At 37.1% G+C, this 25,054-nt stretch carries 27 protein-coding genes; 2 read left to right on the forward strand and 25 right to left on the reverse strand.

Going from position 1 to position 25,054, the window contains the following annotated elements:
* Window positions 1-2 precede the first annotated feature (2 nt).
* From V4519_03065 to V4519_03080, 4 genes are all read right to left on the reverse strand, one after another.
* On the reverse strand, window positions 3-1,526 hold the full coding sequence (locus V4519_03065; protein MES2436969.1) for a carboxypeptidase M32: 1,524 nt from the start codon (window positions 1,524-1,526) through the stop codon (window positions 3-5).
* Window positions 1,513-2,118, reverse strand: a complete 606-nt coding sequence (locus tag V4519_03070) for a uracil-DNA glycosylase (GenBank protein MES2436970.1) — start codon at window positions 2,116-2,118, stop codon at window positions 1,513-1,515. Before V4519_03070 ends, V4519_03065 begins: the two co-directional genes overlap by 14 nt.
* A gap of 6 nt (window positions 2,119-2,124) precedes the next feature.
* Complete coding sequence (locus tag V4519_03075; protein MES2436971.1) at window positions 2,125-2,850, reverse strand: protein-L-isoaspartate O-methyltransferase; 726 nt, start codon at window positions 2,848-2,850, stop codon at window positions 2,125-2,127.
* 357 nt (window positions 2,851-3,207) lie between these two features.
* Window positions 3,208-3,987 carry a PD-(D/E)XK nuclease family protein gene (locus V4519_03080; protein MES2436972.1) on the reverse strand — a complete coding sequence of 260 codons (780 nt, stop codon included), beginning with the start codon at window positions 3,985-3,987 and terminating at the stop codon, window positions 3,208-3,210.
* A gap of 35 nt (window positions 3,988-4,022) precedes the next feature.
* Here V4519_03080 and V4519_03085 point away from each other — a divergent pair, with 35 nt between their 5' ends.
* Together V4519_03085 and V4519_03090 are read left to right on the forward strand one after the other, a co-directional pair.
* Window positions 4,023-4,325, forward strand: a complete 303-nt coding sequence (locus tag V4519_03085) for a hypothetical protein (GenBank protein ID MES2436973.1) — start codon at window positions 4,023-4,025, stop codon at window positions 4,323-4,325.
* Between the two features lie 13 nt (window positions 4,326-4,338).
* Window positions 4,339-4,878, forward strand: a complete 540-nt coding sequence (locus tag V4519_03090) for a type II secretion system protein (GenBank protein ID MES2436974.1) — start codon at window positions 4,339-4,341, stop codon at window positions 4,876-4,878.
* Window positions 4,879-5,000: 122 nt separating this feature from the next.
* On the opposite strand, the gene V4519_03095 is transcribed toward V4519_03090, so the two are convergent.
* The 21 genes from V4519_03095 to V4519_03195 all read right to left on the reverse strand — a co-directional run bounded on the left by V4519_03095 (window position 5,001) and on the right by V4519_03195 (window position 25,054).
* Window positions 5,001-5,660: a hypothetical protein gene (locus V4519_03095; protein ID MES2436975.1), complete on the reverse strand. Its 660-nt coding sequence runs from the start codon at window positions 5,658-5,660 to the stop codon at window positions 5,001-5,003.
* Window positions 5,661-5,753: 93 nt separating this feature from the next.
* Window positions 5,754-6,881, reverse strand: coding sequence for a hypothetical protein (locus tag V4519_03100; GenBank protein MES2436976.1), 1,128 nt, complete (start codon window positions 6,879-6,881; stop codon window positions 5,754-5,756).
* 2 nt (window positions 6,882-6,883) lie between these two features.
* A complete protein-coding gene (locus V4519_03105; GenBank protein ID MES2436977.1) occupies window positions 6,884-7,363 on the reverse strand; it encodes an MgtC/SapB family protein in 480 nt (159 codons plus the stop codon).
* Window positions 7,364-7,367: 4 nt separating this feature from the next.
* Window positions 7,368-7,850: a hypothetical protein gene (locus V4519_03110; GenBank protein ID MES2436978.1), complete on the reverse strand. Its 483-nt coding sequence runs from the start codon at window positions 7,848-7,850 to the stop codon at window positions 7,368-7,370.
* Window positions 7,851-7,914: 64 nt separating this feature from the next.
* Window positions 7,915-8,769 (reverse strand): ATP cone domain-containing protein, encoded by an 855-nt coding sequence (locus V4519_03115; protein ID MES2436979.1) that lies wholly within the window; start codon window positions 8,767-8,769, stop codon window positions 7,915-7,917.
* A 20-nt stretch (window positions 8,770-8,789) separates the two neighbouring features.
* On the reverse strand, window positions 8,790-9,848 hold the full coding sequence (mnmA, locus tag V4519_03120; GenBank protein ID MES2436980.1) for a tRNA 2-thiouridine(34) synthase MnmA: 1,059 nt from the start codon (window positions 9,846-9,848) through the stop codon (window positions 8,790-8,792).
* Window positions 9,849-9,867: 19 nt separating this feature from the next.
* The gene (locus V4519_03125; GenBank protein MES2436981.1) at window positions 9,868-11,070 is read right to left on the reverse strand and encodes a glucose/sorbosone dehydrogenase; all 1,203 of its coding nucleotides are present in this window, start codon (window positions 11,068-11,070) and stop codon (window positions 9,868-9,870) included.
* A gap of 3 nt (window positions 11,071-11,073) precedes the next feature.
* On the reverse strand, window positions 11,074-12,051 hold the full coding sequence (mltG, locus tag V4519_03130) for an endolytic transglycosylase MltG (protein MES2436982.1): 978 nt from the start codon (window positions 12,049-12,051) through the stop codon (window positions 11,074-11,076).
* Window positions 12,052-12,056: 5 nt separating this feature from the next.
* On the reverse strand, window positions 12,057-13,316 hold the full coding sequence (locus tag V4519_03135) for a hypothetical protein (protein ID MES2436983.1): 1,260 nt from the start codon (window positions 13,314-13,316) through the stop codon (window positions 12,057-12,059).
* Between the two features lie 91 nt (window positions 13,317-13,407).
* Entirely contained in the window at window positions 13,408-14,436 is a 1,029-nt protein-coding gene (locus V4519_03140; GenBank protein ID MES2436984.1) for a sigma factor-like helix-turn-helix DNA-binding protein, read from the reverse strand.
* Window positions 14,437-14,530: 94 nt separating this feature from the next.
* Window positions 14,531-17,410: a class I tRNA ligase family protein gene (locus tag V4519_03145; protein ID MES2436985.1), complete on the reverse strand. Its 2,880-nt coding sequence runs from the start codon at window positions 17,408-17,410 to the stop codon at window positions 14,531-14,533.
* 9 nt (window positions 17,411-17,419) lie between these two features.
* A complete protein-coding gene (locus tag V4519_03150) occupies window positions 17,420-18,382 on the reverse strand; it encodes a DUF5671 domain-containing protein (GenBank protein ID MES2436986.1) in 963 nt (320 codons plus the stop codon).
* Between the two features lie 74 nt (window positions 18,383-18,456).
* Entirely contained in the window at window positions 18,457-18,930 is a 474-nt protein-coding gene (locus tag V4519_03155) for a hypothetical protein (GenBank protein MES2436987.1), read from the reverse strand.
* 7 nt (window positions 18,931-18,937) lie between these two features.
* The gene (gene ychF / locus V4519_03160) at window positions 18,938-20,038 is read right to left on the reverse strand and encodes a redox-regulated ATPase YchF (GenBank protein MES2436988.1); all 1,101 of its coding nucleotides are present in this window, start codon (window positions 20,036-20,038) and stop codon (window positions 18,938-18,940) included.
* Complete coding sequence (locus tag V4519_03165) at window positions 19,992-21,635, reverse strand: recombinase family protein (protein ID MES2436989.1); 1,644 nt, start codon at window positions 21,633-21,635, stop codon at window positions 19,992-19,994. The genes ychF and V4519_03165 overlap by 47 nt, the downstream gene beginning before the upstream one ends.
* 1 nt (window position 21,636) lies before the next feature.
* Window positions 21,637-21,813 (reverse strand): helix-turn-helix domain-containing protein, encoded by a 177-nt coding sequence (locus V4519_03170; GenBank protein ID MES2436990.1) that lies wholly within the window; start codon window positions 21,811-21,813, stop codon window positions 21,637-21,639.
* A 41-nt stretch (window positions 21,814-21,854) separates the two neighbouring features.
* Window positions 21,855-22,040, reverse strand: a complete 186-nt coding sequence (locus V4519_03175) for a hypothetical protein (protein ID MES2436991.1) — start codon at window positions 22,038-22,040, stop codon at window positions 21,855-21,857.
* A gap of 2 nt (window positions 22,041-22,042) precedes the next feature.
* Window positions 22,043-23,164, reverse strand: a complete 1,122-nt coding sequence (locus V4519_03180; GenBank protein MES2436992.1) for a tyrosine-type recombinase/integrase — start codon at window positions 23,162-23,164, stop codon at window positions 22,043-22,045.
* A gap of 66 nt (window positions 23,165-23,230) precedes the next feature.
* Complete coding sequence (locus V4519_03185) at window positions 23,231-23,584, reverse strand: hypothetical protein (GenBank protein ID MES2436993.1); 354 nt, start codon at window positions 23,582-23,584, stop codon at window positions 23,231-23,233.
* A gap of 206 nt (window positions 23,585-23,790) precedes the next feature.
* Window positions 23,791-24,792 carry a hypothetical protein gene (locus V4519_03190; GenBank protein MES2436994.1) on the reverse strand — a complete coding sequence of 334 codons (1,002 nt, stop codon included), beginning with the start codon at window positions 24,790-24,792 and terminating at the stop codon, window positions 23,791-23,793.
* Window positions 24,785-25,054 carry a hypothetical protein gene (locus tag V4519_03195; GenBank protein ID MES2436995.1) on the reverse strand — a complete coding sequence of 90 codons (270 nt, stop codon included), beginning with the start codon at window positions 25,052-25,054 and terminating at the stop codon, window positions 24,785-24,787. Before V4519_03195 ends, V4519_03190 begins: the two co-directional genes overlap by 8 nt.

Raw genomic sequence — 25,054 nt, forward strand, 5'->3', positions numbered from 1 at the left:
ACTTAAATTCCGTAGAGCTTACCAAACTTCTCTTTTATATACGCTGAAAAGTATGCAGCATTAAGTGGTTCTCCTGTTACTTCTTGAACTAGACTTGCTGCAGTAAATCGTTTTCCATGAGCATGGATTTTTGCGCGAAGCCATTCACGTAGTGGCAACAAGTCTCCTTTTGCAACTTTTTTATCAAGATCTGGAATATCTTTTCGCATTGCGTTAAAAAACTGAGCAGCATAGAGATTTCCAAAACTATAGGTTGGAAAGTATCCCACTCCTCCACCAGACCAGTGCACATCTTGTAATATTCCTCGAGCATTATCTGGAACATCAATACCTAAATAATCTTTATACTTCTGATTCCATACTTTCGGTGCATCTTTTACTTCTAATGTTCCTTCTACAAGTTCCCGTTCAATTTCAAAGCGAATAATAATATGAAGATTATAGGTTATCTCATCAGCTTCTATTCTGATAAGAGATGACTCTACCTTGTTGAGAATTTCATAAAACTCATCGACAGAGACACTCTTAAAGGGTTTTGGAAATGCTTTTTGTAGTTTTGGATACAAAAATTTCCAGAATGGCTTGCTCTTTCCTATCATATTTTCCCATAATCGAGACTGCGATTCATGAATACCAAGAGATATAGCTTCACCCAATGGAGTTCCAAAGTTTTCGGAGAGAATTCCTTGTTCATACAGAGCATGACCAGTCTCATGAATAGTTGCACCAAGTGCTTCAAGAACATTCTTTTCATTGTATCGCGTGGTAAAACGCACATCTTGTGAATGAAAATTTGTTGCAAAGGGATGACTGCTAATATCTATTCGCCCAGCATCCATATCATAGCCCATCTTTTGTGCTACAAATTTTGAAAATTCAAATTGTTCTGGTATTGGAAACTTTCCAAGTATCTTTTTAGCATTAATCTTCTTCTTTTTCTTTTTGATCTCAGCAAGAAATGGCACGAGGAAATCTTTAAGATCATTTAAAATCTGCGCAGCTTCTCGGGCTGTCATATTTGGCTCGAAGGCATCTATAAGTGCATCATAGGGAGAGTCTTTGAAGCCAATATACTTAGCTTCCTGTCGTTTCATTTCTATTATCTTTTCTAAATAAGGTTGAAATAACTTAAAATTATTTTCTTTTCGCGCCTGAGCCCAAACAGTTTGTGCTTTAGATGCCAATTCTGCCATTTCCCACACAAATTCATCTGGCAGTTTTACCTGTCGTTCATATGATTTCCATGTTTCAAGAATGATAGCCGTGCTATCTTGATCTAGTTTATTAGCTTCAGCTTCATGCTTGAGTTTAGTTAAAAGACCATCATGATCTATTACCGTAAACTTTTTATGAACGATGCTGCTTAGATGAGCAATTGTTCCAGCTCTTTTTTCAGAACCTTTCTTAGGCATATTTACTTCCTGATCCCAACTTAAAATAGCAACTGCAGAATTGAGATGAGATACTTCATCTAGTCTTTTTTTTAATTCAACGATATCAGCAGATTCTTTTTTATTTTTTTGCATACTGTTTCAGAATTTGAAAATCTTTTTGTAATACCGGACGCATTCCCCCATTATACAGTGCTACTGCGGGGTGATATAAAGGGACTATATTCACCTTTCCATATGACGCCTTTGTCACATAGGCCTTACCGTGCGCTTTTGAAATAGGTTCTATTTGATCATCCATTTTAAATCGCTTCATCACATACTCCATAGAAAACCTTCCCAACGTGGCAATAACTTTTGGTTGAATGATATCTATCTGTCTGTCTAAAAACGGACCATATGCATCTATCTCAGCTGCTGTAGGATCTCTGTTTTCTGGAGGTCTATCTTTAACTATATTAGTTATATACACATCTTCTCTTTCTAAGCCCACATGAGCCAGTAACACATTGAGAAATTTTCCTGATGCACCAACGAATGGCTTTCCTTGCTTGGCTTCATTGGCTCCAGGAGCCTCACCAACAAACATAATCTCTGCATTATGCTTACCATCACCTATTACCGGAAACATACTATTCTTGAGCCGCTGATCGACAAGTGCATTTTTAAGAACTAGAACTTCTTCTTTAATTTTTTCTAATGCATCTTGTCGTTCTTTGAGCGTCATACTGAATTAGTATTCGTCAGTTATTTTATCATTTTGTCCGTCGTCACTATCATCGTCTTGATTGTCATCCTGGTCCATATCCTCGTCATCACCTTCAGGCTTATCTGCCCCTTTACCTATATAATCATCAAACAAAAAGCCTTCGAATTCTGTTTCGTAAAAATCATCATCGCTAACTCGTTCGAACTGAATGAGTTTGTCACCAATAGGAATAACCATGATTCCGCCATGCACAAGCTGGATCATAAGTTCCATTGCTGTCTCTTTATTAGGAAAAGCTACTCCAGAAACAATTCGGTCATATGGAGCACCTCGATAGTATCCAGTATCTTTATCAGCCTGAACTAATTCTATTGGGAGATCTTTATATTTGCTTAAATACTTTTTGCTCAATTCTAAAATAGCAGGATTGATTTCAAGTGCTAGTACTTTGCCATCCTCACCTACCATGTGTGCCAAAAGTGCAGCCAAATATCCACTTCCCGAACCTATATTTAAAACAGTATGACCTTTTTTTGGGTCTAAAAGCTCAAGCATATAGCCAAGAGCTGTAGGTTTGGTAAATGTCTGACCATCGATCATTGGTAATGCATAGTCTTCATATGCTTCTACTTCATAATCTGGCTCAACAAAGTCTTTTCTATCAATTGCTAAAAATGCATCTTTTATCGCAGTATTCTTAAATACCTGAGTCTCTTGTTCGAGATGTTGTATCAAATCATCTTTTTCCATATCGCTATTGTACTCATTATTTAGAAATAAAAAAGGGCAGGCCGTTAGGTGGTCTGTCCTACTGAGTGCCTACTATCGAGGTGAGCTTGATACGGGGTGTAATCTCCGTGATCGCCCCTCTGGATAGCCTCGCGGACTTGCATCTCCAACTGTTGGGTGAACTGTGTGCGGTCGCCGTTGGTCGCCGCATCAAGATCCACCCCGTGGATTTGCAAGTTTTCGAGGATTTGTGCAGCCCGTCCGTGTGCTTGGGCCATAGCCATTCCTCCACAAGTGAACAGGGACTTTAAATAGTATGCTCTTCTTATTTTAGATGTAAAGAGATTTATGCACTTTTTAATAAAATCTTAATGAATTTTATTTCTTCTTAGTTGCTCCCGCTTTCTTTCGCAGGACATCTCCATATGCTTGGATAAATCTGCAGTGATCACACTCTTTAGAATATTCAGGTATTCGATCATCATCAAGACATGTTTTTATTTTAACTATTTCTTTATCAACCCAGGTGTCTTCACCTTCACTTGGAATAAGTGTGACATCAAATTCTAATTTGCCATCAAATGCCTCTTTGTCTGCCCTGCCGTTTACATATACAAAGTATCCTGTAGTAGACACATCAAAACCTTTTTTTCGAAGCAGCCACTGATAGATAGTCATCTGTCGCTTGTACTGTATGTTCCATTTTGTATCCTCAAGTGATTCCAACTTTCCTTCTTTTGCTGTGGCTTTATAATCAACAACGAGTAAGTTCCCTTTTGGATCAACCCACACATCGTCAATTGCTCCAGAAATAGTAAGACCAGTTTGTTTATGAGTTACTTGAATTCCAACAAAATTTTCTCGCCAATCGTCGAGTTCTTTATGTGCAAAAGGCACAGCATCTACACCATATGCCTTCATTAAAGGATGTGCTGATTTTGCTTTTCGATGGATATCAAATTCTTTTTTAAGTAATGCATCAACTGCAATGTTTAATGTGAATGAAGGACCTCGGGGTCGAGCGAGCCCAAGTTTATTATCAATATAAAAACACCGTGGGCACTCCATAAAGAGATCTATCTTTGATCGAGAAAGCTTCCATTTGGGTCCACCGTAATTCCAATCTATATGACGGGATGTTTTATAAAAATCAGACATGGACGTATTATAACGTATAACTTATACTAGAGTATATGGCAGATGTAGAATTTGAAGAACCTTCACAACAAATAGATCGGGAATTTCACATCCGATCTCCAAAGCTTTTTGGTGCGCCAGAAACTCCTACTATGATTAAGTTTCTGTTGCGCACAAAATTAGTTAAGAATGAAAAGCAAGCGCTCATTGTATTAATAATATGTACGGTTATATTTTTAACACTTTCATTTGGAATTTATTGGTTTATTGCTCATAGAATAGAAAATAAAATCATAGATGAAAATGGTAGTATTCTTACGGTTCAAGAATATATACGCAATCTTGTAAAAAGAAAATAATTTATTCGGGCCTATGAAAATCTTTCAGAAAAACAGTAGTTATGGATTTACTCTCATAGAACTTCTTGTTGTAATAGCTATCATCTCATTACTCTCATCTGTAGTGCTCGCAAGTGTACAAACAGCAACAGGTAGAGCAAATGCTGTGTATAAATTGCAAACAGCCCGGCAATATATGAATGCGTTTGCTTTGTATCAAACTGACAACGACTCATATCCACGAATCAGTGGTATGGGTGTTAATTCAGGGTTTTGTCTGGGAGCAAGTAATCCAAATGATACTTGTTATAACACTGAGTATACAGAAAGTGATACGTTTAATGACGAAATTAGCTCATATATTTCCGGATTACCTTCAGATACAAAATCTCTTATTGTTGAAGGTAGTGATATTCGAGGAATAGTGTATCAGTGCCTCGCTATTAGCAACAATATTTGCACATCATATGCTATACGATGGTTTATTGAAGGAAATACACCAAATTGTGGTGAAGGTGTCTCAGTGCCTGCAGTACCAACAAGTGGATTTTTAGAATGTGTTATTACAAAATAACAAAAAGTCTCATAGATTTTTTAAATTTTGGGTAGATTAAAGGTCGTAGTCGTCATCCGGACAACTACGACCTTTATTCGTTGGGATCATGAATGACCTTTCACGAGAATGAGGAACTGTGCCTACCGCTTCCTGCGGCGGGCTAGAAGAGCACATGCTGCGGCGACGACGAAGCCCGCGCTTGCCGGTTCGGGAACCGGAGCCGACGTAGTGGTGAAGTAGAACTCCACCGTGGTATCACCCGGTGCCGGTTTGAAGATCGGCCCGTTGAGTGTGTACGTCAGGTTCGCGGTCAGCGTCATGCTGGCGAAGCTTGGCACCCCGTAAAACTCACGGGTTACCCGGCCGGCAGGTCCCGACGTTGTAAGCGTCGGTTGCGCCTCGCCGTTGATCGTGAGGCTGCTGAGCGTGACACTCGTTTGCGGTGCTGACGACGTCAGTACCACGACGAGTGTATTGCCCGACACCGACGGCCGCACCACGTTGGTGAACGTCGAGCCGATCGCCATCCTCACAGCCCCACCACCGTCGTTGGTGATGGAGATGCTTGCAGGTTGACTGGCGACGAAGCCAGTATAGTCTGCGATGACCGTCTCGGTGGGTGTCTGCAGCTTCATCTCGGGTGCCGACCCACTACTGTACGTGGTTCCGAGATCGAACAGGGCGCTGGCTGCCTTTGGGGCGGCCAATGCTTCTGCGCGAGCGGGTTCACTCACAATGTAGCCGGCTTGAGTCGTGGTGACGCTCGAAAGCATCACCAACAATACGATAGCAATTCGCACGTTTCCCTCCTTTAGGGAACGAGTTGGAACAGTTGAACACAACCACGCTGGCTGTGCTCGCTCATCTATTTATACTATAATTATTATAAAAAGTCAATGACTGATGGGTGGGAGAAAATTGTTTTTCAACATACGATAAACAACTCCAATAAATAGTCCCGCAATTGCCAATACCCCAACTAATAACGGTATAATATTTTTTTGTAACTTGTCTTTCCTAGCTTCGAGAACATCTTGCGTGAGTCCTACTGTTTCGAGAACTATAGATTTCGGAGTTTTCGAAAATGAAGTGGGTTCACTTTTAGAAACTATTGTTCCTTCCCCATTTACTGATGCTATATACAAAGTATGATTTCCGTCTTCAAGTGGATCTGTAACTATATATTTCCATAAACCCTGAGCATTTGCTTTTACACTCGCGATTATAGGATTGCTATATATAAATAACGTTAGTGTGCTATTCGGAAGTGCCGTACCTTCTACTACAATACTTTTACTATCAGTTGATGAACTTGCTACGTATGAAATGTTTCTTACTTCAAAAATGTTTGAAGCAGTAATTCCAGCAGTATGAGGATCTTGATATTGTGATGGGATTATTTGTGAAGTAAAAATAGATGGATCTGTTTTAAATACATGCACCTCATCAAAGTCTGAAAGTGTGTCACTATCTGAATCTTTAAATACTAGATCACCTTGATTTTTCGACAAAGCATCTCGCGCTAATGTAATAGCTTGTGAAGCCTTAGTAATTTCAGTTTTTATATCTGCTGAATAGTTACCAAAATAATCAGATTCATTAGCTAATTCTGAAAGTCCCTTATGCATAGCATCCAATGTAACGAGGACCTCTGCTTCTAAATCTTTTAAGACAGTTGCAGTAAGAGTGTCTGTATGTGAAAGTTGAGTATAAATATTTTCTATAAGTTCTAACCGGAGCGGATTTACATATGAATTTAGAGACTCAATACTTCGTGTCTGATTTTGTGGTAATTTTGAAATAACATATATATGATCTGAAACAGATTTCTCTATGAAAGATTTTAATTGAGATTCTAATTCTTGAGTTGTATTTTGAATTACTACAATGTGTTGAGAGATATCAGAAAAGCGCTGAGCTTCAGATGAAAATTCAGCGCTTTTTACAACAACAGGACTTACCACCGATACAAAAAGAGCTAAAATCAGCAGTGCACTTTTTGTAGAGGTGAATAATTTCATTGTTACTCTTCGTGATTGTGGTGATGAGGCTGTTTATCTACCATCTTCTTAATTTTGTTTTCAAAGTTCCACATGAGAGTAAATACAAACAGTGTAAGAAATGTTGCAAAAAGTGCGAGAAGATAATGACTAAAGCCTACAACAATACCAATAGCAGCAGCGACCCAAATCCCTGCAGCTGTAGTAAGGCCAGACAATTTTGAGCCCTTAAAAATAATAAGTCCTGCACCAATGAAGCCAATACCTGTAATTACAGAAGCAACAATTGAAACTGGATCAGCTTTTGATAGTACTGGATAATAATTTGCTGCGGTAAGAGATATTACCGTAAGTAGACAAGAACCCATAGATACTAGTGCGTATGTTCGTGGTCCAGCCGTTTTTCCAATAAGGAGTCTTTCAATCCCGAGAAGCATTCCCAATAAAGTTGCTAGTGTCAGTTGAAAATAAGGTGCTAAATCTGGATTGAAAATAAATTCCATAAAATTATTGTGAAAGTGTTGTAAATGTTGTCATTACCATTGCTCCCGCATTGTCTTTTAATGGAAGATCAGTTCGCAGATTAAAGTTTTTATAATTTCCATCATCATTATGCAAAACTGCAATATAAGATGTACTTGCTACTGTAGCTCGAAGTAATTCTACAGTTCCAGAAGACTTGCCAAAATCAAATACTTGAGCACCAAGAATTCGTCCGGGGACACCGTTGTTATTATCATGAATTGCTACCCATCCTGGATTCTTTAGTACCACATTGTCGATTTTCACAGTCTTACCAGCAGCTTGATTTGAAACAGCCACTCCATTATCTCCTTGCATTACTAATGCTGTTGTCGATGCTGTAGTATTTGATTGCTCAGTTCGATCGATAATATCTCCTTGCTGCTGAGCAACAAGCCAGTACCCTCCAAATCCCACAATAAGACCGGCAATAAAACTAATAGCTAAGCGCACATTCTGATTATCCATAGCGTTCTGTAAATTATTTGTTACTCCTTAATTATAGTCGTCACTTGAGCTTGTGTAAAATGTGTTATGCACCAATCCCCATTTCTCCCACAAGAGCAATTTCCTCCAGAACCGCTTCTATATTTGCATCATTCAATCCCAATCCAACTAATATGCTTGGATCCTCAACTAAATTTTTACACAAAATAATATTTTTGCTGAGTAGTTCTTTTTTATCATGGTCACTCAATGAATGAAGACATGTTAGTGGGTGGAGCCCTGTTGAATCAATAAGATCGTGAAGGTTTCCATCAAGTGGATAGTTCCAGCCAATTGCTTTCATACCCTGACATTCTGCATATTTGATTGCAGTTATAGTAAATTTTGTATTAGTAACAAGCCACCCTTCAGATAAAGGTTGTGGTTCTGCTCCAAAGGTATAGGTCTTCTTTGAAAGATCATCAAAACGTGCTTTTACATACAAAATAGTTTTAAGATCCGATTTGAGCCCTAGCTGACCATGAAATTTTGCCTCACACATAATAAGACTATCTGGTTTCCAAGCAACAACATCAACTTCATGATCTGAACATGATCCCTCAACAATTTTATCTGTTACAGCTTCATACCCTTTTTGCTTAAATATTTCTGCTACCAATCGTTCAAAGGGAAATCCTGAAGGACCTAAATCCATTACGGCTCGTCGCATTGAATACTTAAGCGCAGATCGACGTTCTATATTATGGAGAAGTGAAAACGCATGTTTATAAATATCTTGCGTTGTCATACCATCTTCTAGTTCTTGAATTATATGTTTTGTAATCTTCTGTAGAGTATCAGGGGTTGCATCAGCATTTCGTAAAGAATGTTCCAACTTTAATATATCAAATGGTTCTTTCTTACCGTTTGCTTTTACAACATAGGGTGTTTCTTGTGCCATAGATATATAGTATACCAAAGCTACAGCTTCACTGTATTGATGATTCCTCCACCAAAACACAAATCTCCATCATAGACAACTACTGATTGACCTACTGATACACCTTGCTGAGGCATAGAAAATATAATTTCATTATTAGAAATCATACATTCCTGAGGGTCCTGACGGTATCTGATTCGAGCTGAATATTTTTTTGATATATCAATAGCGAAATTCTGATTCCAGTTTACATCTGTTAAGCCCACTGAATAAACTGTCTTTAAATCATGTTCAGAGAACTTTTGCGATACTGTGAGTGTGTTTGCATCAGTGTTTTTATCTACAATATAGTACGGCTTATCATGAGGAGTTTTTTCAGTAACTATAAATCCATGGCGCTGGCCAATAGTGTAAAATAATGCGCCTTCGTGATTCCCTATTATTTCGCCTTTTTCATTTACCACATTGCCTGGAATTGGACTGATATAGTGACTCAAAAATTCACGCATATCTACTTTCCCAATAAAACAAATTCCCTGACTATCTTTTTTAGTTGCTGTTGGAAGTTTATATTTTTCAGCTAGCTTTCGAACTTCAGGCTTAGTAAGATGTCCTACAGGAAAAAGCACATGTTTTAGTTGCTTATCTGTAAGTGTCCATAAAAAATATGATTGATCTTTGTTTTGATCTGCACCTTCTTTTAAAATAGCATTCGAAATCTGAGCATAGTGTCCTGTAGCGATGTAATCTGCACCCATCTCTAGAGCTTTCTGTAGAAAAGATCCAAATTTAATTTCTTTGTTGCACATTACATCTGGGTTTGGAGTTCGGCCTTTTCGGTACTCTTCAATCATATAGTCTGCAACAGACTTTTTGTATTCTTGTTCTAAATCAATAGTTAAAAATGGAATATTGAGGTGAGCTGCTACTCGCATAGCATCGCGTCGTTCTTCTTTCCATTCGCATGGTAACCAATCGGGATGCCATACTTTAATAAATACGCCAGTAACATCGTATCCTGCATCTTTGAGCAACGCAGCAGAGACGGAGCTATCAACTCCGCCTGACATACCTACAAATACGCGCTTACCTTTATTCATAGGAAAAGACTATACCACACTATTTTTTACTCACAAAGTAAAGCAAGCCCTTGTAATCATCAGTAAAAAAGAATGATGATTCTGATAGTGGCAGAATATCTACAGGACGTCCATAAATATCTGGGCCTTGTTTAAATCCAGAAATAAAGTCAGTAGTGCTTCCCTGTTGATTAATACTTACTATTTTATATCCAGCACCAAGCTCGGGTTTTCCAGAGCCATGTAGAGCTACTAAAAACTGATTGTTAAAATAGGAAACACCTAATGGAGCTGAGTGAGCTGGTAAATTAGCAAATGTTGTAGGCACTAAATCACATAGTACTGTTTTATTTTTCCATTCAACACTTGTGTCATCAAATATCAAACCATCTTTAACATAACAATATGGCCAGCCATAGTGGTTTCCTGGCATGATTTTATAAAACATATCATTAGGAACATCATCTCCAAGGTGATCTGCTCCCATATTTGTTGCATACAGTACATTATCTATCCAAATGAGGCCTACAGCGTTGCGCAATCCTCGAGCAAAGAATTTTGGTTCTGATCCATCGGGATTCATTTGAATAATAGATGCGCGCTCGGCTTCTTTTTCTTCACATGTATTGCAACTTGATCCAACAGATACATATACTTTGTCATCATGAATAGAAACAGTTCTAGTAAGATGCCATCCTCCATATTTATAACTTAAACCATAGTCAGGAAACCGAGCAATGATTTGAGGTTTTCCTTGAGGAGCAATATCACCTGCAGAGTATGGATAACGTATTAATCTGTCAGTAAGGGCAATATAGATCCAGTTTTTTCCTTCATTATCCTCATAAAAAGCTACACTATTTGGATTTCGTAATTTACTTGCATATACAGTCGTTGATGCAAATGTATTTGTTGTTCGATCAAATCCACTTAAGATATTAATCTTTCCCAAAGAATTATCTGAAAGATCATGCATGTCTGTTACAAAAAGCTTGCCATCTGGGCTCCATGCCATAAAACGAGCTCGTCCCAATCCCTCAGCAGCAACATTTATTGAGTATGATTCAGGAGCAGTAAGAACTATAGAGCTACCATTTGCTCGAGTTACTGTATGCTGAATCATCTGATCCACTTTTACGACTTCAGGCGGATTAATAATTTCTGGAGCTTTTTTATAGGTAACTATTGAACCAATTAGTCCAACAATAATTACTAAAAAGATTATTAAGTATACTTTTTTCATACATTAATTTGCTAAGTATTTATTCTTATTTCGTGCGTGTTCTTCTAGAGTTTCTGCATAATGCATATTTCCATCATCATCGGTTAAGAAATACAAATACTCTGTTTGTATAGGAGTAACTGCAGATAAAATAGAATCTAGCCCTGGGTTTGAAATTGCAGTTGGAGTCAGTCCCTTGTATAAATACGTATTATACGGAGAATCTATTTTAAGATCAGCCAACGTTAAATCTTTTGTTGTCTTACCATTTACATAACGAAATGCAGTGTCTACCTGAAGTGGAATTCCCAGCCGAATTCGTTCCCAAAGAATTCCAGCTACAATTTGGCGTGTGCGTGTTTGTCTCGCTTCACCTTCCAAAATAGAAGCCATGATTATTACATCACTTACTGATCTTCCCGATGCAGTAATTGCATCAGCAATATCTTGTTGTTGAATTTTTTTATCAAATGTTGATGTTAGTATAGAAATAACTTTTTCAGGCTGTACATCTGCTCCAAATTTATAAGTATCTGGAAACAAGAATCCTTCTTTACCTTGAGCAAGAGTCAGGAACTTTTGAGTGTCAAAATCAGGGTAATTCTTTTTAATGATATTTGAAATTTCAAATGCAGTTGATCCTTCAGGAATTGTAGTCTTAAGCTGGGCTACATTAAAATCTCCTTTCGTTAGTTTTCGGGCAACTTCATATACGTTTACAGGGTAGTCAAAATAATATTCTCCCGCCACTACTCGTCGTTCATGCTTTAGGAAAAGTACAAAATTCACAAACCAAAAAGGAGATCGAATTACATTCTGATTTTTTAAATCGCTGGCAATACTAGATAAGCTTTTTCCATCAGATACAGCTACAACTGTTGAATCCGGAAATGCTGATGGTGCACGAAAATAAAACACATAAAACGAGAGCACAACTATGGCTCCCGTAAGTACCGCCAGAGCAGATAGTATCCATCTTTTTTTAAACCTGTAAAATTTCATATAAATTATGTAGGAAGATTTGTTGGAGCTTGAGCACGTTTAGATTGTATACGGTCTAAGCCTGGTGATGCAACTGTAGCTCCTGGGAAGTGAAACATGGTAGCAAGCTCTTCTGTTGTTAACACCATGCTTTTCATCTCGTATGGAGCATAAAAATACATTCTTCGCTTGTATGCGTCAAGTGCATTTCTACGAATGTAATTTGCTCGAATATCTTTGTAATCTTCCCATGGGTAATCAAAATCAGGTGCTCCATTTGGTTTAAAACTATTGAATGCAGAATAATGTCGTTGCACTTTACCTAATTCTACTTCTTCGAGCTTACCTGCATATCCAGTACTAAATGGTCGCAACAATCCTCGTATGCTTGTTACTGTTGTGTTGTCATATGCACCTTTATTTGCAATATAGAGTGCACGAATACCTGTATCAAATGCATATTTTTGAACACTTCGGTGTAATGCATCCACAAGCTTCTTTTCTTCATCAGTAAGAGTGGTTCTTCCTTCATCCTTTACACTGGTAAAAAATCTTTTTCGAAGTGAGTCGACTTCACCACTCCAGTCTTGTGCCTTAGACAAAAAGCCTCCTCTTTTTTCTTTTTTATGAGCTCGAATAACAAACTGCACCCAAATATTTTCTGTAGGCTTGATAGAACTCAACGTTTCAACAACTGTTGATAATGGGTTGTTCTCATGCTCTTCTTTAGGATCTCTGTCCAATCCATAATCAATATATGTCTTAATTGGGAGTGGATCTGGATTGGTAAGTGTATATTCACAAGACCAAATTTCATTCTTTTCTGGGTCATATGCAACTGGTCGTGTATAATCCTCTACTTCACGGATTTCAACTTCTGCATATTGAGCATACACTTGTGCTTCTACAATATTTCTCATATTTGCTCGAGTCCAAATATAAAAATGAACTTCTCCACCTATAGACACGAGTTCGAGAGAAAACCATGCACGAACTTTACCTTCCCAATATTTAGCAAAAAAGTTACTTTCACCTCCTGTTTGGTATAAACCTTGAATTACTAGCTCCATCGCTACTGGAGACTTTGTAATTTCTTTTGGTAAACGAATTTCGAGCAGTACATATTTTGTATTCGCAAAAAATAAGTAACGAATATAACGAAGCCACACTTCCCAAAACATCCAAGCTAAAAGTGGAGGAAACCAAAGTGGATAGAGATAGCCAATAACGCGCAACACTTCATAGGTTGTTTCGCCATACCATCCGATAATAAGATCTCGCAACATACTATGGTATCTATTGTATCAAAACTCAGCAAAACAAAACAGCAGACCTAGGTCTGCTGTTTGTTGATAAACTAAGTTTAGCTTTTTAAAATTATGAGAGAGAGTATCGTCCTTCTTTATCTTTCTTGAAGAACTTTGGGTTTTGGAGATTTACCATAATGGTGTTCTCTTTCACGTATCGTTCTTTCAAAACTTTGTCGATGATTTTATCTTTTGGTAGTGGTCCGTTTTGTTCGATAACTTTCTTAATAACGTCTTTTACTACTCCTGAAATATATCCCCATTCTGAGAGAGCATACAATCCTCGTCCAACTAGAACAAATCGTGGATCTTTAATAAGTTCGTTGTGAGTTGTTGCAACATGAGCCTTTTTCTTGAAAAGCTTTTCAATTTGCTTTGCAACTTCAGTAAAGTGAATTGGTGATCCGTGCTTTCGGATAACCAGGAAGGCGTAATCTCGCATTCCCTTAGCATTTACATTAGAACTTGATGCTTTACCCCATTCTCCAAGTGGATTGCGGGAAATAGCCTTTGAGAGGGCAAGCCATCGCTTAAGGATTTCTTCTTGCTTATATTCGTCAGCGACTTCTTTAAGATGATCTGCAAATGTACTAATAATGTCTCCTTCTGAAATAAGATCGGTATCTGAAAGGTTTTCAAAAAGCTTGTGGAGTGAACCATGAACTTTGTCTGAAAGCTCTTCATCGATAAACCATCGGTGATTAAAGTGCTCGTCTTCTTTTCGCTTCTTAAATGATTCACCTAAAATTAAAAGAATATTGAGATGATTGTGAGTAGTCTTATCTTTTGTAATGTGGTTCAAAAGATCGTCTTCTGTGATAAGTCCGCCCAAATCGTGAATAACTACTTCCAATTCTTCAAAGGCTTTTTTCTCTTTCTGGTATTCCTTTGATTTTCGAATAGTTGCAATAGCGTGATTTTCGATCTGTCGAACACGTTCTCGTGTAATATTGTACTTTTTACCAATAGCTTCGAGGGTCATACGCTCTGGATCCTTTCCAAGCCCATAGCGAGACATCATAACGTCTCGTGCGCGTTCAGGGAGAACACTTAGAAGATGCTTAGTTACTTGCTTTGGCTTGAATGTGATTGCAGGCATATATGTTATTAATTGTTGTTTTTGACTTTGAGTTAAACCTGTGTCTATTATTTATCATTATTGTGTAAATAAGTCAAGGGGCGCCTAGAAATCCTTACGCCACAACGATATTTACTATCTTACCCTTTACATACACTACTCTCTTTAGCTCTTTTCCGTCGGTCCACTTCCTTATTTCGGCTAATTCCTGGGCTTTTTGCTCTATTTCTGACTGACTCGTATCAGGTGCAATTTCCATTTCTGCTCGTACTTTTCCATTCACTTGAACTGCTATTTTTAATGCATCTTCGATTATCTTTTCTTGTTTATATTTCGGCCACTTCTCTAGGTGTATTGATGTGGTATGACCCAATGACTGCCATAATTCTTCTGTAACATGGGGTACAAACGGAGCAAGCATTGTAAGTAAGTGTGAGTAATAACTCTGGGCCAATTGTTCCTGTTTATCCATTTCGTTAAGTAAGATCATAAGAGAAGAAACAGCAGTATTAAATTGCATTTTTTCTATGTCTTCACTCACCTTCTTCATGGTCTTATGGATGGTACTTTCAAGTGATGCAACATACGGTAATTTTGGTACTACTTTATCTCGCATTTTCCATACTCGTTCAATAAATCGTCGAGGACCAACAACTCCGTCATTACTCCATGACACAGCTTGTTCGAAAGGTCCCATAAACATTTCATACAAACGTAAAGCATCTGCACCAACCAAATCAATGATGACATCTGGATCCACGCCATTACCAGACGACTTTGAGAATTTAGCACCATCAGCAGCCAAAATGAGGCCGTGAGAGGTACGTTTAGCATACGGTTCACTTGTAGGTACTAATCCCTGGTCAAATAAAAACTTATGCCAGAAGCGAGAATACAATAAGTGAAGGGTCGTATGTTCCATTCCTCCGTTGTACCAATCAACAGTTCCCTTTTCATTTGACCAATATGTAATTGCGTCAGAAGATACAAAAGAATCGCTATTCTTTGGATCTACATACCGTAGATAGTACCAGCTTGAACCTGCCCAATTTGGCATAGTATCTGTTTCTCGAGTAGCGGGACCACCACACTCTGGACATGTAGTATTTACCCACTCTGAGATAGCAGCCAATGGTGACTCACCGCTATCTGTCGGTTCATACTTTTCTACATCAGGAAGTTTTACCGGTAAATCTTTTTCTGGAACGGGAATCCAGGCTTTTCCTGTTTTTAATTCGCATGCCGCACAATGAATCATTGGGATTGGTTCACCCCAATATCGCTGACGTGAAAATACCCAGTCACGGAGCTTGTAATTTACTTTTCGCTCTGCATATCCTTTCTGTTCTAGATAAGAAATTACATCTTCTCGAACGTCACTCCATTCTCGTCCTTTAAACTCTGCAGGTTCTAAAAGAATACCTGTTTTAACAATTGGTTTTTCTATACCTTTGATTCCATCTAAAATAAGTGGCATTTCACTATGAGTCATATTTGTACTCATAATCTCATCCATAGTTTTCCAAACAAGTTCATGCGTATCAGATTCTTCTGCAGCAATAGCATCCTGTTCTTCATCAATAAGTTCAAATAAAAGATTGCGAGTATGAGCAACTCGATTTACGCCTTTATGGGCAGCGTAAAATTCTGACTGTGCCATACCTAAATTCTTTATGAATTTTACATTTTTATAACCTGTTTCTTCTTGAATTTCTCGAAGGGCACTAGTTACAGCGTCTTCGCCTGATTCCATTCCTCCCATCACAAAGGTTGTCCATGGTTGTTTTTTCCATTTCAAACATAGATATTTATCTGTCTTTGGATTTTTAACTACAGCAATAACTGCATCTCGAAATACCACTTCTTTTCCCGGAACATGTGGATTTGTTGCATCTATAAGTCGTGGAATAAGAACTTCATGTAATGGAATATTGTATTTCTTAGCAAAAGCATAGTCACGAGTATCGTGGGCACTAGCGTTTACGATACCTGTTCCGTAATCTGAGAGAACATATGATGCAATCCATATTGGCAAATCTCTACCTGAACCAGCAAAATTTTCTATGTATCTACCCGTAAAGATTCCCTCCATGTCATTTTCGACATCAAATTTATTTGCAGCTTTCTTTTGCTTTATTTTTTCAGCAAATGCTAAAACATCTTTCTCGTATTCAGTCCCAGCAACCAACTTTGGAACGAGATGATGATCGGGTGCAATAACTGTATATGTTTCCGCACGAAATGTTTGAGGTACTGAGTTGTACATTTCAACAGCTATGTTCAAATCCTTAATGGTGCACTTAAAATTCACACCCTGACTTTTCCCTATCCAATTTCTCTGCTGAATTTTAATTTTCTCTTGATAGTCAACAAGATCTAAATCTTTATCCAGCCTGTCTGCATATTTAGTAATAGCAAGCATCCACTGTTCTTTTTCTCGCTTTTCTACAACAGTTCCACACCGTTCACATGTCCCATCAACAACTTCTTCATTTGCAAGACCAATCTTATCTTTAGGGCACCAATTGATAACCATCTTTTTCTTGTACGCCAAACCATTCTTTTCCATCTGTAAAAATATCCACTGGGTCCATTTGTAATAGGCAGGATCAGTAGTATTAATTTCTCGAGACCAGTCAAATGAAAAACCAGCAGACTTTAGTTGCTTGCGAAAATTGTCAGTATTTTCTTTAGTTACGAGTGCGGGAGATTTACCTGTTTTAATCGCATAGTTCTCAGTAGGTAGACCAAAAGCATCCCAACCTATTGGGTAAAGCACGTTGTAGCCTTCCATACGGCGTTTACGTGCAACAATATCGATTGCGGTGTTACTGCGAAGATGTCCCACATGCATTCCTGCTCCTGATGGAAATGGGAATTCTATAAGACCGTAAAACTTTGGTTTATCTGATGAATCTTGTGCATTATAAATTCCAGATGTATCCCATGAATCCTGCCACTTTTTTTCTATATCTTTATGATTGTATTCAGCCACAGTAGTAAATTATTCTAATATTGGAGGTGCTTTTTGTTGTGTTTTATTCAACATTGGATAACGTTCTGGATCAATTGTTCTTTCAAAACAATACTGTCCACCTGTGTGTTGCCACAGCTCTAGATTTTCTCGTCCAAGCATTGCAGATGAATTTGAAATTCCTGGTTGCTTGCCAATATTATTTTTATTAAATTCTGCACACAATTTGAACGTTGTTGCAGTTACTTTTTCATAATCGTATGCAGCACCTGTTTCTAGATCATTAGGAACCATAAAGCTACTTAATGGATCATTGAGATCAGAGAGAGCTTCAGGCAATTTACCTTTCTGCTGCCAGTAATTAATAATCTGATACTGAATCCCTTGTAGATCTGTTACCTTCATTTCATCATATCTATTGAGTCGTTGAGTTCGAGGAGAGCCAACAACACTAAATCCAACAGCTATTACAGCTAAAATGGCTAGACTTGCAATAACTGCAGCTATTTTGTTGTGAGAAGAAGTTACTTTGTTGAGTAACAAGAATATATAGTACACAAACACTGCTGTGGCTACTACAAATACAGCGATTACTTTTAGTATAAATGCATTTGTTATGAGTTGACCATCAAGGAAATAATAAATTACTGTTACTAAATCTCCAGCAATGACAATTCCAGATACAAAAAGAGTTATATACAAAAGCCATTTTCGCATGATTAGATTCTTTTTGTGAGAATCTTCTGCATAACTTTTTTGTAAAAGCCATGAGAGCAATAGAAAGATAGGAAAAACAACAATGAGTGTCGCTACTGGGAAACTAATATTTGGAGTGTAGTTGGAATAATAATCCCGAACTATCGGAAATGCACTATCAATGATACTAAACAAAAGTACAAGTAAGGTTGGCACAGTAATATAGAGGGCAACCATTGCTCCGAGGTGAAGGAAAAAATCCTTGGGAGTCATTCGTACTTTGTGAAGTATTTCCATAGCGAAATCACTAGTTATTAATGAGCAAACTATATCACGTTTTTATTGCACTAGCAAAGACCGAGCCGTTGAGCTTATTGAGCAGGAGGAGGGCTAACAATTACAATATTTAATACTTTTCCATCTTCAGGATTCAAAACATAGAGCTTTGTATTTACCCCAGTTCCAATAGTTACATACAAAGCCGGTTGTGATTTGAAATCATCTATTCTCATTTTTGTAACAAAAAAATCTAAAAGTTGAACATCTTTTTCAAGATTTGGATCAATTGTTGGAGTCGCTACTTCATTTTTCCACAAAACAGTAGTTCCCTTCATTGCTACTACTTCAGATGGCTTTTCAAGACTGTTTGCAGCAACAAATTCTGTATCACCAGAACTAGCTTTCATTTCTTGTGGAGCAACAATCTTACCCATTGGTCGAGATTCAGACTGACTACCACTATTATTATCAGACATTTGAGTAGTATTAGTATTTTTAAACGCAGCAATAATACCCACGATAATCATAATTGCAACAACAGCAATCAACAACGACATTTTTTTCATAGATATATTATATCTTGAACTCCATTACATCTCCATCTTTCACAATGTATTCCTTTCCTTCAGTTCGAAGCAATCCCTTTTCTTTTGCAACAGCAAATGAACCTGATTCAATAAGTTTATTCCACTCAATTACTTCAGCACGCACAAATTTATCTTTAAAATCAGTATGAATTGCAGTCCCAGCTAGTGGCGCAGTCCAACCTTTCTGAATTGTCCATGCTCGAGTTTCTTTCTCACCAGTAGTGAAATAGGTAATCAAACCAAGCATTTTATAGCCTTCAGTAATCAAATCATTAATTCCATCCTTTACACTTCCCAATTCTTTTCGGAACATTTCTTTTTCTTCCCCCTCCATTTCTTTTAGATCTTCTTCAATCCGAGCGTCTACTACAACAAAATTAGAATTAGTTTCCTTAAAATAAGCCATGAGCTGTTGGTATCGCTCATCATTGGTCTCATCAAGATTTGTTGATCCAGCTTTTTTATTGAGCACATACAAAATAGGCTTCATTGTAAGAAGGTGCAAAGTCTTGAATACTTCACGTTCTTTTTCATCAAATGAAAGGGATCCAGCAAGCTTTCCTTCTTTTAATACTGGCTCAATTTTCTTGAGTACAGCTTCTTCAAGCACAGCTGCTTTATCACCACGCTTTACATCTCGGCCAATATTCTGAAGTCGTTTAGTTACAGTCTGAAGATCTGCAAGGGCCAATTCGAGATTTATAGTTTCAATATCACTTAAAGGATGCACTTTTCCTGCAACGTGGATAATATTTTCATCTTCAAAAATTCGCACAACTTGTGCAATTGCATCTGTCTCTCGAATATTAGTTAAAAACTGGTTTCCCAATCCTTCACCTTCTGAAGCTCCTTTTACAAGTCCTGCAATATCTACGAATTCTACTGCAGCTGGAATAGTTTTTTGAGTTTTAGAAAAATCAGCAAGCTTATAAAGTCTATTATCAGGAACACTCACCACTCCTACAGATGGATCAATAGTCGCAAACGGATAATTTGCAGCAAGCACACTCTTTTTTGTAAGAGCGTTGAAAAGTGTTGATTTACCTACGTTTGGAAGACCGACGATGCCGATGGATAGTGAAGACATTGATATTTGATGTTATTGGAATGTATCCACTGATGATTAATGATTCTCTTGTACCGACAACTTTATCTATAATGTTCTTTACTATCTCCTGTTTTTGACTAAATTTCAAGTTTTTAAGGGCTTCAACTGCTTTATTGGCAAATTCATTTATTTTATCAGGTCTAGGTAATTCTCCTGTAGATGTACTTTGGATCTCTGACTGAGCTTGTGTAAGCTGATTATTTAGAGCAATAATTTTATCTTTGATTGGTTGAGTATAGTCTTTTAATTGATCTATTGTAATTACTCCAGCCCCATAAGCTTTGGCATATCGATCCTCTTGATCTTTTAACTTTGAAACTTCTTTTGTAATATCATCTACATTAACAGTTGAAACTTTACTTCCTTTATTTTTATCAGTAAGCCACCTTTCTACTTGTTTTTTAATTAAGTCTGGAGAACTCATAAGATTAGATATCTTATCCCATACCACCTGATCTACAACTCTTGCATTTAGACCTTTCTCAGGGCATGTAGAAGCCAATGGAAAGCTCTTTACGCGACTGGTGCATCTGTAATATAGATGCTTACCTTTTTGTGGACCCTCTCCAGCTCGTCTACAACCACAAGGACACCATATTCTATGTGATAGCAAATACTCATTCTTTGTATTCCTTACAGAAGCCTCAAAATTGCTTCTAAGTCTCAATCCTACTCTATTGAATAGTTCTTCTTCAACAATCTTAGGAGTTGTGATTTTAATCCATTCATTTTCAGGTTTACTTTTTCTACTGGTCTTCTTTATTTTTCTGTAACCATCTTTCTTTAACGGATTTAGAGGGACGATTGCATACGAAGCACCATAATGAGCCTCTCCAATATATGTTTTATTTCTAAACAGGGTACTTAATGTACTTGTACTCCAAACCCCTCTTTTACTCTTGCGTGGAGGAATACATAATTTCTGAAGCCTTTGCACAACCCCTCGTAGGGTTAAGCCTTCATCACCTACCCATGAAAACATGCAATTTACTATTTGAGCCTCTCTTTCATTGATTTCATAATATCCTTGATAAAATCCAGTATCACCAGGCTTACCATTCCTTTTTACAAATGTGTAACCATATGGGGCTTCACTAGCAATAACATGATTATTCTTTGCTTTTCGGACTTTACCCAATCTAAAGCGTTCAGCTATTTTCATTCTCTCGTACTGAGAAAATAAGCCACGCATTCCATACATGATTCTATCTTCATCATTTTTTGCTTGAGGTACTGTTACAAATAAAACAGGTATACCTTTTTCTTTAAGTTCATCCATCACAAGCTCTTGATATGAATATCTTCGAGCTAACCGATCAGGATCGTATATTAATACAGCATCCCATATTTTACTTTTTGCATCTTCTCGCAATTTATCTAATTCAGGTCGTGCCAATGAATCACCACTCCACCCGTTATCTATATATTGTTGAACAATTGTATAGCCATTATTCTTAGCAAATTGATTTACAGCAGAAAGCTGTGTCTCTATAGTACCTTCATTCTCTTGATTAGAAGTTGATACTCTGCCATACACAGCAATCAATTTAATATTTTTGTTAGTATCTTCTATCATATTAAGCTTTATTTTTTTCTAAGAACTTTTCGATCTCCTTTTTAGGAATACGTAAAAGAGCAGTTTTACCTTTGCCCAACTTGTATCCCTTTAATTGACCACTATCGATCCAGCGAGCCACAGTCCTTTCGTGAACTCTCAATAATGTTGCAACTTCCTGTTTTGTTAGAAATTCCATGTAGTAAGTATATTCTTAAATGTCCATAGTTGTCAATTTAGTTATGCTCCACCTTTTAGAACGGCATCAAAAAGAATATTAAACGCCATATCTAACTTTGACTGTACCTCTTTACTATCATTTTCTGTATAGAAATATTCAGGGGTAGGCTTAGTATCCTTCCCTTTTATACCAGTATGGCTACTAGTAATAGACTTACTTATTCTTTTTGAAACTTGGTACGTCATTCTTAGTTACTATCTCTCATTTCACGCATTAACTCTTTAATATCATCAGTACCTAAAACATATTTGACCTCCTGCTTCTTTCCATCAAAATCAATTTCAGCAATGATCTCCACCTGTCGATCTTCAGAAATCTTTCCATAACCATATGAACCAAAAGTTGTACCTACGTCCTCATGTCCAAGATTTTGACTTATTGCTTTCTTTTGCTCCTCAGTTAATGGAAGTTTTGATATGGTCTTTACTAAAAGATGTCTAAAGGTATGGGGATGGTAATAGGTAACATTCGCTTGATTGAATCTCTTTTCAAAGACCTTCCTTGCTGAAGCAGATCCATTCCAATATATAGGTGCTACTTCATTGGTACTAAAATATCCTAGATTTTCTTTTCCATTTTCAACTTTAGTCGCAGGAAAGATTGGATCATTAGCACTAAATTTTTTTTGCTTTTCTAGATAATCAAACCATGTCACAAAATAGTCTAATGACTCTTTGTAACCAAACGGTATTAATGTTGTGATGATTCTTTTAGAGAACTTTGTCTTTACTCCTAGTCTTGGATCTTGATCAATAGTTAATTTCACCCTATCAAAGCTCTGCATTGGCAATGAGGAAATAGCAGAAATCCTTGCCCCAGTAAGGAGAGTAAGTGATATTAGTGCTTTATCTCTCATCTCAACTTCAGTTTTCCCTTTAATATTTTCTATTACAGCTTTTACTTCTTCATGATTTGGACATTGCTTATGTTTTGGCTGAGTAGCAATTCTAGCCTCTTGCTTAGATAGGTTCAGATACTCATAATCAATCTGGTTGATTTTTGATCTATATCCCGATTGCTTTGAGAGCCAATCAAAGAAAGTCTTTAAATGTCTGAGGTTGTCATAGCAATAGGAAAGACTTACTTTTTCTTCTGATCTCATCTTCTTCTTATTCTTTAACCAAACTTTAAAATCCTCTGCTTTTGTCTTAGTGAAGTTGGCAAAGTCTGCCTTACCTGTATAGTCTTCCCAAAGATAAATAGCATCCTCATAGCACTGGACCGTTAATGTTGAAAACCCTTTTGAATTTAAGAGGTATTCATAGAACTTTCTCTTTATTATTTCATTTTTGTAGATTGTTGATGACATATACTATTTTATTAAATTTATTAGGCTACTTCCTTAGGACATTTACGGGACACATCAGGTAATCAATTAGTCCTTCTGGCATACCCTTAAAAATTTATTTATTTTTGTCCCACATATTTCACAAATACCTATTTCGACCAATTGTTCCTTATTTTCTTTTCCAATATACTTTCCTGTCTTCTGCACACTTTTACTCCCTCGTTTTGGCCTTACAGCTTTCTTGCATTTACAGCAGTAAAACTCATCATCTTTTAAGCTCACCTTTTTAACAGCACGCTTGAGTAACAAGAAAGTTTTTAATGAGCTACCCATAATTAATATTGGATACATGTTCTTCTCAAGAACTTCTAATCCCTCCTCATTAATCCACCTCGAACACGTTTTTATATCGATGGTTAAAAGAGTACTTACCTCTTTCATGGAATAACTTTTTCTTGATTTAATATGATGCGTATTGTACTTAGCCATAAATTAAGCCCACTCTTTACTTAACAGGTTCTTGAACGCCAAAAGGCGACCTGCTAAGTAAGCAATGGGCTTACTGGAGCGTTCAAGATTAAGCCATACTAAAAAGGCTATGCACAAAGCATATCCTTAAATGAAAACCTAATTTAGAGCCTATCTGGTTACTTTTGGGGTCTCTTTGGGGTCGATTTGTCGGATTTTTTAGCTAACAATGTTAGATTACCCGCATTCATAACTAGTTGCTGTGTATTTAACCCTGTCTTTTCTCTAATGCTTTTTGCTCGATCATTAATAAAAGTTGTTTCCAAAGTCTTTTTTGATGGATCAGGCTTATCATAGTCTTCGTAAAAGCTACCTGCTATTAATACATCTTGACGGGATAGCTTTTTCGTTAATCGTGAATACAATTGAGTAAAAATCATATGCTCAGGAGATCCATCTTTAAACCTAAAATCTCTAATACTATTAACACAGCCAATACCAGTGGTGGGATTGAATTCAATATTTGGTAGCTCATTTACCTGTCCGTCCATATTATTTAGCCTTGTTAAAATTCGATCCGTTAAAGCTTCTTCCTTGAGTCCATCATCAAGGACACTCTTAAGAGCAGCTGTTTGATGCTTCATTTTATCTGGAGGTATTGCACTAGCTTTGATTGGCTGAAATTTTGAGAATTTGGAATCTCTATTTTCTTCTATAAAATTATAAAAGTTATGAACTTCATTTCTGAAGTCACGAAACTTTTGATAACTTGGCACTATAATCCCCTCATTACTTAGAAACTTGGTAACAGGTACATTTGAGGTTATTCCTGCACTTCCGAACTTCCATCTACATACTCGCTCATAAATAAGCATCATTAGCACAGAAATCACTATATTTTCTGATAAATCATCACTGAGAACGATTTTCACGCTTTGGTTCTTTTCCATAAAGGGTGATAATTGCTTGTATATAGCATCTACCAAAATTTTAAGCGGCTTCCATTTATCTATTTCATGTTGATATTCATCCTCATCATTTATTAAAAGTAGATTCTCACGTTCATTTGCAAATAAATTCATTAAAAATGGTTCTGGAATTTTACCTACATTAAATTTCTCTCGATATTCTATATATCGATTATTAAAATCATCTGGGAACGATATAAAGAGACTACTCATATTCAGCAATAAATTCGAACTTTAATAACAGTCCCTCGTTTTTAAGTATTTTTAGAATAGACTCGAAATGAGTATAGTCAATATTTAATTCCCTCGACCATTCTCTCCAACGTGCCTCGGGTACTTTTGCTTCGCATTGTGGATTATAAGTATTATATACTCTACTTACTTGAGGTCTTTGTCGTTTCGCAATTTCATATTCACTCTCAAGTTTTTCGAGAATAAAGAGCAAACAAGTATCTAAGTCATTTTTCGCGTTCAT

The organism is Patescibacteria group bacterium, from assembly GCA_040387855.1.
GTDB lineage: Bacteria > Patescibacteriota > Minisyncoccia > Phycocordibacterales > JAKAEA01 > JAZKCY01.